Here is a 12,525-nt window from a genome sequence, read left to right as displayed (position 1 = left end):
AAATCCGATTTCATATCGTCATTTAAACAACTCAGTGCTGTTGATTAACTAGAAAATGGGTGGTGGAAGGGAGTCGTGTGCTGCCAAAGCGAGACTTGGGTGCGGAAGCGTCCCTAGCGAGACTTGTGCCCTATGGGTGCAAAGCGACCTTTGTTCCACATGCACTACAATCTCGATGGCAAGGTAGCCATCCTACCCAGCGGAGAATCTGGAGAGAGGGCGTTTAGGGGCAACATCTTCCCTGAGTTGCTTCCGGTAAGGCTTTGCCCCTGCCCGATGGTCAGATTTGGAGCGGCCAGCTTCTACTTCCTTGTGGTATGGTATCGGAGCGTGGGTGAACAGGATCTACCCACCTAAAATATGTCTATTCAACACGCCTGTGGCAAGGTGTTTTTTTGCTCAGTACCGAATATTTGTGGTGTCAGTTACAACCAAGAGAGGAGGGAACAGAGATATTGAAATTCTCCTCAAAAACAGGCTTGCTTTTGATTGATGTGCAGAAAGCCTTTGATGACCCAAAGTGGGGCCCGCGAAACAACCTTCATGCAGAAGAAAATATCGAGCAGTTGCTATCGGTTTGGCGTGCAAAAGAATGGTCAGTGTTCCATATTGGTCACCTCTCTCGGAACCGGAGTTCTCTTTTTCACCGGGACACCGACAGTTGTGATTTCAAGCAGGAAGCTCGTCCCCTGGCGGGAGAGCCGGTCATGGAGAAGTACGTAAACAGTGCCTTCATCGGGACGGACCTGGAAGAGAACCTCCGAGAAAAAGGGATTCAATCCTTGGTGATCGCGGGTCTGACCACGGATCATTGCGTCTCCACCAACCCGGATGGCGGGGAACCTGGGCTTTGATTCTTGGCTTTTGTCGGATGCTACCGCCACCTTTGATCGGAAGGATCTCGACGGGAATCGGATTCCGGCAGCGGAGGTTCATCGCATCCATCTGGCCAGTTTACACGGTGAGTTCACCCAGGTGACGGATACCGCCTCCCTGATCGCCCATCTGTGATCCTGAAGGCCTGGTTTCTCAAAGATGAGACGGCAATGAAAGGAGGGGTCATAAAAAAACCGGCTCCTCTGATGAGGCTAAAGAATAAAAAGAATCTGGGCAAACTTGATTCATAGCATACTATCAAGGGCAAAGGGGCATCTCTTCCATTCTTTGAGGCATATTCTAAATTGGCGATTACTGATGCTCAGGATGAATATGAGGAGTGTCATCCCTGATTTTCACTGTATAACAGAAAAAAGACTTGAGTCCCAAATGGATCTCAAGTCTTTTACTTGCAATGAAAACAACCTTACATCATATTTCTATGTTTTCATTAAAAACCCGGCAATTGCAACAAAGACAGCAGCGAGGATAAAAGCTGTTAGACCTTGATCTAAAACAATTGCAAAGATGACTATGGATAAACCGCTTAATACAAATGAAATTCTGACTAACCATTGTCTAAGCTTCATCTAATCACCAAATTTCATAAGTATCTTTAATTCACTTGTGTTTGCATTTCTTTTCCCAACAATTCATTATGTAGTTACTCCAATCATTCCAGCTGTATTTACGCAAGCATAACAAGTAGTTCCTGCTGTTGCAGGCACTCCAATGGTGCAAGAAGCACCGCATAATACAGCTAATAAAGAAATCGCTCACGCCGACATACCTTTGCCTGCTAAACATTTTTGCATACAACTAGTCCAGCCCATTGTACTGAATTGAGGTGTAGCATATCCACTAATATCAAAATTTTGATTAAAGTTTCCTTGCCATCAATCCAATATTTTAGTGATGCGTCATCAACCCTGGGACCTTCATTTTTTGAATTGTTGAAACAAATCAGGTAGAATGGATCTGAAATCTTGTGAAGATCATCACAAAGGGAGTGGAGAGATGGGCCGGAAAGTGATTATCCCTGGGGGTTCAGGGTTTTTGGGGCAGGCGTTGGCGCAGGATCTGGTATCCCGCGATTACAAAGTGACGGTGTTGACCCGGGGGGAGGGACGGACTGAGGGGGACATCCGGTATGTCCGGTGGGACGGGAGAACTCCGGGGGATTGGGCGATGGAGCTGGAGGGGGCGGAGGCGATCGTCAATTTCACGGGGCGAAGCGTCAATTGCCTGTACACTGCAAAGAACCGGGAGGAGATCATGAATTCCCGACTGGACTCCGTCCAGGTGCTTCATCACGCCCTCCGACAATGCCAACAGCCGCCAAAGGTGTTCATCCAGGCGAGTTCACTGGCCATCTTCGGGGATACCCGCGAGGAATGTGACGAAGAGGCCCCACATGGTGAGGGATTCTCGGTGGAAGTGTGTCAACGGTGGGAGGAAGCCTTTTTTGCGGAGAACCATCCGGAGATACGACAGGTGCTGCTGCGGATCGGCTTTGTGCTGGGTCGGGACGGCGGTGCGCTGGAACCGCTCGCCAAACTGGCTCGCTATGGTCTCGGGGGAAAGATCGGATCGGGAGAACAGTACATCAGTTGGATCCATCTGGAGGATCTCCATGCCATGATCCGATATGCCTTGGACCATCCGATGGAGGGAATTTACAATGCCACCGGCCCCGCTCCGGTGACCAATGCAAGCTTTATGGCCGCCTTGCGAAAAGCCATGGGCAAAGGCTGGGCACCGCCGGCCCCCGCCCCGTTGGTGCGGTTAGGCGCGGTGTTGGTGATGCGGGCGGATCCCGGATTGGCCCTCACCGGACGCAACTGCATCCCCAAACGGCTTCAGGAGGCGGGCTTCCAATTTCGTCACACCGACCTGGAAGAGACGTTGCGGGAACTGGTGTGAATTATCAGGGAATCGAAGTGAACATAACTGAATCCCCGCCCCCGACGGATCTAACATTTGCGAATCGCAATCCAATCCGCCCGTAATCTTGTGGAATGGATGAAATCAGGGGAAAAGCAAAATCCCTCCGTTGATGACGGAGGGATTCCAGACGTTTTGGCGCAAGCGCCCTGTGGGGCTTCTTTTTTTTGGTGGGGCTTTAATACGCCCGGGAGAACCAGACGGTATGTTGGGACTTTTGACCGCAGGCGATACAGGTCTCCTTGGTGACCGGCGGTTCAAAGGGGATGTTACGGGAAGTGAATTTGGTCTCTTCCTTCACCTTGGCTTCACAGGCGTCGGCTCCGCACCAGCCGGCCAACACCCAACCTGCCACTTGATCTTCTTTCTCCGCTTGGGCGATATGTGCTTTCAATTCCTCCAAGGTATCGATATGAAGATGGGAGTGCTCTTTTCGGAAAGCGAGCGCTTTTTGGAACATGTTCTTCTGGATCTCTTCCAGCAGCTCCCCGATCTTCTCAACCGCCTGATCGATCGCCACTGCCATCTTCTCCCCGGTGTCCCGGCGGGCCAACACCACTTCCCCCTTGTCCACGTCACGGGGTCCGATTTCCAGACGGAGAGGAACACCGCGCATCTCCCATTCGTTAAACTTCCAACCCGGTGTCTCCTCCCGCAGGTCGGCTCTCACGCGCACTCCTGCCGCCTGGAGAGCATCGAACAGTGGGTCGAACTGTTCCATGACCTTCTCCCTCAGTTTGATTGGACCGACGGGGATCATCACCACCTGTGTCGGGGCCACGCGGGGGGGCATGGCGAGCCCGCGGTTATCGCCGTGAACCATGATCATAGAGCCGATCAGGCGGGTGGAGGTGCCCCAGGAGGTGGTGTGTACATATTTCAATTGGTTGTCTCGGTCCAGGAATTGAATATCGAATCCCTTGGCGAAATTTTCTCCGAGATAGTGGGAAGTACCCGCCTGGACCGCTTTGCCGTCTTTCATCATCGCTTCGATGGAATAGGTCTCCACTGCTCCGGCAAACCGTTCACTAGTGGTTTTTTGTCCTTTCCAGACGGGGATAGCTAGTACCTCTTCTACCACTTCTCTGTAGATCTCTAGCATCTGCATCGTCTCTTGACGGGCTTCCTCCTCTGTGGCATGGGCGGTATGTCCTTCCTGCCAGAGAAATTCCGAGGTCCGCAGAAAGGGCAGGGTCCGTTTCTCCCATCGGAACACATTGGCCCATTGGTTGATTAACACAGGCAGGTCCCGGTGGCTGTGAATCCACTGGCTGTACATTTGACCGATCATCGTCTCTGAAGTGGGGCGCAGGGCCAGGCGCTCCTCCAGTTTTTCGCCGGCGGCTTCGGTCACCCAAGGCAACTCTGGATTAAAGCCCTCCACATGCTCTTTCTCTTTTTGTAAAAAAGATTCCGGAATCAACATGGGAAAATAAGCATTCCGATGTCCTGTCTCCTTAAATCGCCGATCCATCGCCTCCTGAATCCGCTCCCATAATTCATACCCATCCGGCTTGAACACGATGCAGCCGCGGACGGGAGTATAATCCATCAAGTCTCCCTTTCGGATGACATCGATATACCAGCGGGAGAAATCCTCCGACTGGGGGGTGATCTCCTTCACAAATTTTTTCTCATCGCCCATCTGAAATCACTCCTTGATCCCATGGTAAACAAAAATCTCCCATCCCTAAAAGGGACGGGAGATTCAACCCGCGGTACCACCCCGATTGACCGCAGAGCACCTGCGATCCACTCGATCCCGATAACGGAAGGGCATCCGGCGTGGCTCGTCGCCAGCGGCTCCAGGATGGGGAACAGATACCTGTGCATCGACCTTCCAGTCGAGGGCCGACTTCCTGGGACACAGTCGTACCTGCGGGTCCTTTCATCACCTTCTTCGGAAAAATCATATCAGGTGGAAAACGCATTGTCAATTTGTTGCGGATCAAGGATAACGCTTTGGAGATTGATCGTCCTAGAAGTTGTGGGAAAACTGTTCACAGAGAGGATGGGGTTTCAGGGCTGTTGATTAACCAGAAAATGAGTGGAGGAAATAAAACTGACCTTTCTCTCTACCTATTGGCTCCATCGTAAAATATTGCTTGAGGGGACGGGGATGGTGGGACGGCTCGATCTCTTGCAAAGAGCGCAAAGGCTCTTCACCGTCCCACCACCCCGATCTTATTTCTCGCCCAAAATATGGATAACCAACACGCCTGGTTGGGCTTCACATGGATCGGATCGGTAGAACTTAGACGCCGGAATGTGAAAGGCCATCTGACCCTCCGATAGATGTAAATCACAACGTTTCTAGCTTCATTACGATCTGTGTCCTCATTCCCAAGCCCCATGTTAAGCAAATAGCAGGATAAACAGTGCATATTCGAAGAGACAGCAGATGATGGCAGGGATGCACAGAACAAATCCCAACAGAAGCGAAATCCAGGTGCGGGGATGGGAGGCAGCATATCGGTAGGAGAGAATCCCCGCCACCACTTGACTGACTCCCAAGGGAAGGACAAACAAAAGTCCGAACCCGCTGACCCAGAACCAGAGGAGCTCATGTTGCACAGGAGAAGGCTCCATTCCCCCAAACAAGTGGTACCGGCTTTGGATCCGCAAGTAACCGATGAAAAACATCAGGCTCCAGATTCCGTAATATATGACCACGCTCCAGAACCATTTTTTCACCTTGTGACCTCCCCGGCGTGGTTTCCCTTTTCCGTTCATCCTATGCGCCGAGGGTGGGATTCTTCCCCGGAAACATGAAGAAGCCTTTCTTTTTCCCCCTTTCCTTGTCGTGTATAATAATCCTGAATGGAACGAGCGGCTTGGGAGGATGAGCATGCTGACCGAACGCATGAAAACATGGCGACATGTATTTAAACTGGATCCCAACCGATCCCTGTCCGAGAGTGCCTTGGAAAAGGTATGTACCGCTGGTACCGATGCAGTGATCGTGGGAGGAACCGATGGTATCACTTATGAAAATTCCCGGGAGCTGATCCAGCGGATCACTGAATACCCGGTGCAATGTGTCCAAGAGATTTCCGTTGAATCGGCTGTTGTCCCCGGTGCGGACGGCTATCTGATCCCCGTTGTCCTCAATTCTAGCTCCCACCGTTGGGTAGTGGAGGCACAACACCAGGCGATCCGGAAATATGGAGACTGGATTCCTTGGCAGGATGTAGCCGCCCTCGGCTATGTGGTCCTCCATCGGGAATCCAAGGTGGCCCGCCTGACAGAAAGTCGGACAGAGATGGAATCCGCCGACTTGACGGCTTACGCTCGCTTGGCGGAATTTTTGTTCCGGATGCCCGCTCTGTATGTGGAGTACAGTGGTATGTACGGTGAGGAGAGAATGGTGCGGGCAGCGCGCCAAGGTTTGGAAAAGTCTCGTCTGTTTTACGGGGGCGGGATTTCCCGGGAAGAGCAGGCTCAGGTGATGAGCCGGGCGGCTGACACCGTGGTCGTGGGCAACCTGGTGTATCAAGACCTGGAGGCTGCGCTACAGTCTGTCCGCTGGGTCAAGGAAACGGAAACCAACGGAGCATCGCAGGACGATTAAAGTGGAAAGGTGCGGATCAGAATGCAAAACACCTGGACGAAGGGCTCCCTTCTCCAAGGATTGAACCCCGACCAGAGACTAGCAGTGGAGACAACGGAAGGCCCGCTTCTGATCGTGGCCGGGGCTGGCAGTGGAAAAACGCGGGTGTTGACCAACCGGGTGGCCTACCTGTTATCGGAGAAACGAATCCACCCCTGGAACATCCTGGCGATCACATTTACCAACAAAGCGGCTCGGGAGATGAAAGACCGGATCCACGCCTTGGCTGGAGCTGAGGCGGAGGAGATCTGGATCTCCACCTTTCACTCCATGTGTGTTCGCATCCTGCGTCGGGATATTGACCGGATCGGTTTCAACCGCAATTTCACCATTCTGGACAGTTCCGATCAACTGACAGTGATCAAACAGATTTTGAAAGAGAAGAACCTGGATCCGAAGCAGGTTCCCCCTCGGGGATTATTAAACCGGATCAGTAACGCGAAGAACCAGCTCCATTCCGTCCAGGACATGAAGGATCGGGCCCAAAGTTACATGGAGGAACTGGCGGCGGAGGTCTTTGAATCCTACCAGGACAAGCTTCGCACCAATCAATCCCTGGATTTTGACGACCTGCTGACGGAGACCGTTCGCCTGTTCCAACAGGTGCCGGAAGTGCGGGACTATTATCAGAGGAAGTTTCAATATATCCACGTGGATGAATACCAGGATACCAACCATGTACAGTATGTGCTGGTTCGCCTGTTGGCGGAACATCATCGCAACCTGTGTGTGGTGGGGGATTCCGATCAATCTATCTACCGTTTTCGTGGAGCAGACATCACCAATATTCTTCACTTCGAACGGGATTATCCTGAGGCCCAAGTGATCAAACTGGAACAAAACTATCGCTCCACACAAACGATCTTGAAGGCAGCCAACGGGGTGATCGCTCGCAATATGGAGCGCAAACCGAAGGATCTGTGGACAGAGAATTTATCCGGGGAGCCGGTGCAACTCTATGAAGCGGAGAATGAACATGAGGAAGCCTATTTTGTGGCAGACACGGTTGTAAAAGAGCGGAAGGAGGGAAAGGATTACAAGAGTTTCGCGGTTTTGTACCGGACCAATGCCCAATCCCGGGTGCTGGAAGAAGTGTTCATGAAGTCTAACATCCCCTACCGGATGGTAGGCGGGCTGAAGTTTTACGAGCGGAAGGAGATCAAAGATCTGCTGGCTTATTTGCGGCTTCTGGTCAATCCCGACGATGATCTCAGCTTGCGTCGGGTGATCAATGTGCCCAAGCGAGGGATTGGACAGGCTACGGTGGACAAAATTGCAGCTTTTGCCGACCAAGAGGGGATCTCCATGATGCGAGCGCTCCTGGAGGTAGAGAGGATCGGCCTCTCCAACCGCTTTCTCCGGCCTTTAGAGAGATTCACCAGCTTGATCAAAGAGCTGAATGCGATGTTGGAATATCTGTCGGCGGGAGAGTTGACAGAAGAAGTGCTGGAACGGACGGGCTATCGGGAAGAACTGAAAAAGGAAGAGACGGTGGAAGCGGCCACCCGCCTAGAAAACATCGATGAGTTTCTATCTGTGACCCGGGAGTTTGAAGAGAAAAACGAAGATAAATCTTTGGTAGCCTTTTTGACGGATTTGGCCTTGATCTCCGATGTGGATACACTGGAAGATGAAGGGGAGACTCCAGAGGATACTGTCACCCTGATGACTCTGCACTCCGCCAAAGGGCTAGAATTTCCCCAGGTGTTCTTGGTGGGGATGGAAGAGGGGATCTTCCCCCACAGCCGTACCTTGGACGACCCTGAGGAACTGGAGGAGGAGCGGAGGCTGGCTTATGTGGGAATCACACGGGCGGAAGAGAAATTGTACCTCACCCGAGCGAAGATGCGGATGCTCTTCGGCCAGACCAGCGCCAATCCTCCCTCCATTTTCCTGCGGGAGATTCCACAGGAACTGGTGGAGCCCGTCGGAAAACCGGCGGCGGTTTTGCAAAAGCCGGTGTTGCGCCAGGGGCCGGTTCGCCCCAACCCTGATACGGAGACGGATTGGGGTGTAGGGGACAAGGTGAATCATAAGAAATGGGGAGTCGGTACCGTCGTCAAGGTGCAAGGGGAAGGGCAGGATCTGGAGTTGAATATCGCTTTTCCCGCCCCCACAGGTGTGAAAAGGTTGTTAGCCCAGTTTGCCCCTGTCACCAAGATTTAAGGTATGTATGGGAATTCTAGTTTCGGAAGGAGTGTGATGTGGGAGTTCCAGCGGGAGGGTGGGTCTTCCGTAGAATCCCTTTGGCTGTCGGAATAACGAAAGGTGACGGATCACTCCATCCCGACGGGTCACAGCCATGGATGGATCAGAAACACCCTAAAGGTGTGAGAGAGGGAGGAAGGATGGCGTGGAGAAGAAAGAAGTAGAACGGCGGATCGAGGTCCTGCGCCGGGAAATCCATGAGCATGACCATCGTTACCATGTGTTGAACGAGCCGGTGATCAGTGATCAGGAATATGATGCCACGATGCGGGAGCTACTCGATCTGGAAAAGGCACACCCGGAGCTCATCACCCCGGACTCCCCCAGTCAGCGTGTCGGCGGGGAACCGCTTCCCTATTTTGAAAAGGTACGGCATACTCAGCCGATGCTGAGCCTGGCTAATGCTTTTAACTTTGCGGAGTTGCAGGAGTTTGACCGACGGATTCGCCGGTTGGGCGAAGTGGACGAGGTGAACTATGTTTGTGAGTTGAAGATTGACGGGTTGGCGGTCTCCATCCGTTATGAAGAGGGCGTGATGGTTCGCGGCGCCACCCGGGGGGACGGCAACACCGGGGAGAACATCACTCAGAATCTGAAGACGATCCGCTCCTTACCCCTGCGGCTGGGGAATCAAGTTACTCTAGAAGTGCGTGGAGAAGCTTTTCTTCCCCGAAAGGAGTTTGAACGGATCAATAAGCAGAAGGAGAGTCGCGGCGAGACCCTGTTTGCCAATCCGCGCAATGCGGCAGCGGGAGCCCTGCGACAGTTGGATCCCAGACTGGCTGCAGAGCGGGCTCTCGATATCTTCCTCTACGAAATGGAGGGACTCCAGGGTTCAGAGAGGCCAAAGACTCATACCGAATCCTTGGATCGCTTGTCCCAGTGGGGGCTGAAGGTGAACCCGGAGCGGGTGACTGTCAAGGGAATCGATGATGTGATGCAGTTTATTGATCATTGGCGGGAACACCGGGAAGAGTTGGGTTATGACATTGATGGCATTGTGATCAAGGTGGATGACTTGGAGCTGAGAGAACGGCTGGGTACCACCGCTAAAAGCCCGCGCTGGGCGATTGCCTACAAGTTCCCCGCGGAGGAAGGTGTCACTGTCCTGCGGGGCATTGAGATTAATGTGGGTCGGACTGGGGCCATCACCCCTACTGCCAGGTTGGATCCGGTGATCTTGGCGGGTACCACCGTCCAGCGGGCTACCCTTCACAATGAAGATTTCATCCGGGAAAAAGAGATCCTGCTGGGGGATCATGTGATTGTGAAAAAGGCGGGGGATATTATTCCAGAGGTGGTCGGTGTCGTTCCAGAGCGTCGCACCGGAGAGGAGCAACCCTACCGGATGCCGACAGAATGTCCCGAATGCGGCAGTGAACTTGTCCGGTTGGAGGGGGAGGTGGCCTTACGTTGCATCAACCCCCAATGCCCCGCCCAGACCCGGGAAGAGATTATTCACTTTGTCTCCCGAGGAGCGATGAATATCGAAGGACTCGGGGAAAAGGTGGTCACTCAGCTTTTCAACGCCAACCTCCTTCGAGGACCCGCGGATCTTTATGATCTGAAGGCGGAGGACTTGTTCCCCCTGGAGCGGATGGGGAAAAAATCGGTGGCAAATCTCTTGGCGGCCATCGAAGGAAGCAAGCAAAATTCAGTTGAAAAACTGCTTTTCGGTCTGGGGATTCGCTTTGTCGGTGCCAAGGGGGCCCAGATTTTAGCGCAGCATTTCGGTGGGATGGAAGCGATCATGGCGGCGGACCGGGAGGCGTTGGAGGCTGTCGACGAGATCGGGCCCAAAATGGCGGAAAGCATCGAGACCTATTTTGCTAAACCGGAAGTGAAGGAGACGATCCGCCGCCTGGAAGCAGCAGGGGTCAATATGTTGTATAAGGGGCCCGTACCGGTACAGCAGGCGGATTCAGACAGCCCCTTCGCTGGCAAAACCGTGGTTCTCACTGGGACATTGGAATCCATGTCTCGCAAGGAAGCTGCCGACCGCATCGAAGCGCAGGGGGGTAAGGTGACCGGCAGTGTCAGTAAAAGCACCGACTATGTCATCGCTGGAGAAAAGGCGGGTTCCAAACTAAAAAAAGCCCGTGATCTTGGGGTGGAAATCGTGGATGAACAGACCTTTTTGCGGATGTTGGAGGAGTGAATCAGGGGAAGAGAAAGTGCCCAGGCACCGTTGTGTACTACAGGCACAGTAACCAGGATCTGTGGTTGATAATCCCCGCCAGATTTCATTCCGGCTGAGGCGAGGTGGCAGGAATTATTCCTGTATACCAAGTCGGGCCACCGGGGATTCGGGTGGCCTGACTTGCTGGGTCTTTGCCTTCGGGTCGGGTCATTTTTTTTCAGACAGATCCACTTCGAAGTTGGTGCAGGGGAGAAGTTGGTGATAATGGTCCACCGCTTGCAGAAGGTAGCGAACCCCCTCGTCGTTTTTTCCTGATTGAATGTAATGTTTGCCGAGGGTGTGGGTGGCCCGGGCCGTGTTTTCCGGGGTACCCAAACGGAGAAAAGATTGGATCGCTTCCTGGTAGTAGCGGATGAATTGCTGGTAATTTCCACGATGATAGTAGATTTGCCCCAGAAAAATCAGACATTCGGACTTGAGGCGTTCCCGGGATTCCAGCAGAGGGATCGCCTTTTCAATATGAACTTGCGCCTGATCCAAGTCCCCGGTTTTCAAGTAGGTTTGACACAAAATCTGGTGGACGAATCCCTCTTCCCAAGCCGGCAGATAACTGGGACTAACCACTTCCAGTGATCGGTTCAGGTAGTAGATCGCCTGTTTGCAATCCTCCAACCGCAGATAACAGACCCCCAGTTCATGGTAGGTGCGGGAAATCAGTATGTTGGAGAACTTAAATTGGTCGGCGATCCGGAGAACCCGCTCAAAGCACTCGATCGCTCCTTGGAAATTTCCCTTGTTGGTGTAACAAGCACCCAGGGTGTTGAACATGGAGCACACTTCCAGCCAACGATCTTGCTTCAGCATGATATTGATCGCTTTCTCCGTGTATAGAATGCCGAGGGCGGGATCGGAAAGGGTCAGGTGGGTTTTACCCAGATTCCCGTAGATATAGGCTTTTTCAGTGTCATCCGTCACTTGGGGGAGCAGTTTTTCCGCCTGATTGTAGCAAAGAAGGGCTTGATCGTACATGTCATGCAAAAAATGAATGTTTCCTTTTATGCGCAGATACCAGACTCGCAGGTTGATATCTTCCTTGGGGTCTCCCCACCTCTGTTCGAAAGCGGCCAATTTGGTTTGGTATTTCTCTTTTTTGGAAAAATGAATTAAAAAATTGATTTCTATCAAATCGGTTTTCATATGAACCCGTTGATCAGGGGTCTTCCCGGAGAGTTTTTTCAATTCCTCGAGGGAAGCTTTGGCTTCACCGTATCGTTCATACATTAGGGAGGTGCGGATTTTATCAATCAAAAAATCCGCCCGGCGAAGATCCTTTGCATCGATGACACCGAGAAGATCTTTTACAGAGGAATGGAGACGCTTGGCGAGGGGGGAAAGGATATCCGGTTTGGGATGTGCCTTTTCATTTTCGATCAGACTCAGGTAAGGTACGGAAATAATCCCCTCGGCAAGTTCAGACTGGGTCAGCCCCAGTTCCTTTCTTCTGTATCGGATATTGTTTCCTAGACCGATGGCTTGTTCCCTCCTTTCAATCAATGCAAGATACTTTATGAAAAACAGAAACTGGCCATTATTACAATCTTACTTCTATCCAATACGCTGTCAACTGTGGACAGGGAAGGGGAAGGGGAAGGGGGAACAGCGGAAAGTTTTAAAAACTTAAAAGGAAATCGCTTATAACCCCCGAAATCAGGGGATAATAATGTCGAATCGGGTCGAATTTTTAAAA

7 protein-coding genes and 1 pseudogene are annotated in these 12,525 nt (G+C 52.3%); 5 read left to right on the top strand and 3 right to left on the bottom strand.

Going from position 1 to position 12,525, the window contains the following annotated elements:
• Nucleotides 1-455 precede the first annotated feature (455 nt).
• Nucleotides 456-1,011, top strand: a pseudogene (locus JOD24_RS02390) (cysteine hydrolase family protein).
• A gap of 882 nt (nucleotides 1,012-1,893) precedes the next feature.
• The gene (locus JOD24_RS02385; protein ID WP_429246257.1) at nucleotides 1,894-2,799 is read left to right on the top strand and encodes a TIGR01777 family oxidoreductase; all 906 of its coding nucleotides are present in this window, start codon (nucleotides 1,894-1,896) and stop codon (nucleotides 2,797-2,799) included.
• A 199-nt stretch (nucleotides 2,800-2,998) separates the two neighbouring features.
• Here the strand turns inward: JOD24_RS02385 and proS are convergent, their stop codons facing one another.
• Nucleotides 2,999-4,465, bottom strand: coding sequence for a proline--tRNA ligase (gene proS, locus JOD24_RS02380; RefSeq protein ID WP_380166213.1), 1,467 nt, complete (start codon nucleotides 4,463-4,465; stop codon nucleotides 2,999-3,001).
• Between the two features lie 710 nt (nucleotides 4,466-5,175).
• Nucleotides 5,176-5,514 carry a hypothetical protein gene (locus JOD24_RS02375; RefSeq protein WP_380166215.1) on the bottom strand — a complete coding sequence of 113 codons (339 nt, stop codon included), beginning with the start codon at nucleotides 5,512-5,514 and terminating at the stop codon, nucleotides 5,176-5,178.
• A 154-nt stretch (nucleotides 5,515-5,668) separates the two neighbouring features.
• Between JOD24_RS02375 and pcrB the strand changes: the two genes are divergently transcribed.
• The 3 genes from pcrB (at nucleotide 5,669) to ligA (ending at nucleotide 10,796) form a co-directional block, all read left to right on the top strand.
• Nucleotides 5,669-6,391: a heptaprenylglyceryl phosphate synthase gene (gene pcrB, locus JOD24_RS02370; protein WP_380166217.1), complete on the top strand. Its 723-nt coding sequence runs from the start codon at nucleotides 5,669-5,671 to the stop codon at nucleotides 6,389-6,391.
• A 21-nt stretch (nucleotides 6,392-6,412) separates the two neighbouring features.
• On the top strand, nucleotides 6,413-8,596 hold the full coding sequence (gene pcrA / locus JOD24_RS02365; protein ID WP_380166219.1) for a DNA helicase PcrA: 2,184 nt from the start codon (nucleotides 6,413-6,415) through the stop codon (nucleotides 8,594-8,596).
• Nucleotides 8,597-8,783: 187 nt separating this feature from the next.
• Complete coding sequence (gene ligA / locus JOD24_RS02360; RefSeq protein WP_429246256.1) at nucleotides 8,784-10,796, top strand: NAD-dependent DNA ligase LigA; 2,013 nt, start codon at nucleotides 8,784-8,786, stop codon at nucleotides 10,794-10,796.
• A gap of 189 nt (nucleotides 10,797-10,985) precedes the next feature.
• Here ligA and JOD24_RS02355 read toward each other — a convergent pair whose 3' ends face one another.
• Nucleotides 10,986-12,332, bottom strand: coding sequence for a helix-turn-helix domain-containing protein (locus tag JOD24_RS02355; RefSeq protein WP_429246255.1), 1,347 nt, complete (start codon nucleotides 12,330-12,332; stop codon nucleotides 10,986-10,988).
• Nucleotides 12,333-12,525 lie beyond the last annotated feature (193 nt).

The organism is Kroppenstedtia sanguinis, from assembly GCF_050433445.1.
GTDB lineage: Bacteria > Bacillota > Bacilli > Thermoactinomycetales > DSM-45169 > Kroppenstedtia > Kroppenstedtia sanguinis.
The sequence above is the reverse complement of the archived record's forward strand: the minus strand, read 5'-3'. Positions and strand labels throughout refer to the sequence as shown.

What these genes read in the sequence shown, in the direction of transcription:
- JOD24_RS02385 (WP_429246257.1), top strand. Translation starts at nt 1,894, where the DNA reads ATGGGCCGGAAAGTGATTATCCCTGGGGGTTCAGGGTTTTTGGGGCAG.
- proS (WP_380166213.1), bottom strand. Translation starts at nt 4,465, where the DNA reads ATGGGCGATGAGAAAAAATTTGTGAAGGAGATCACCCCCCAGTCGGAG.
- pcrB (WP_380166217.1), top strand. Translation starts at nt 5,669, where the DNA reads ATGCTGACCGAACGCATGAAAACATGGCGACATGTATTTAAACTGGAT.
- pcrA (WP_380166219.1), top strand. Translation starts at nt 6,413, where the DNA reads ATGCAAAACACCTGGACGAAGGGCTCCCTTCTCCAAGGATTGAACCCC.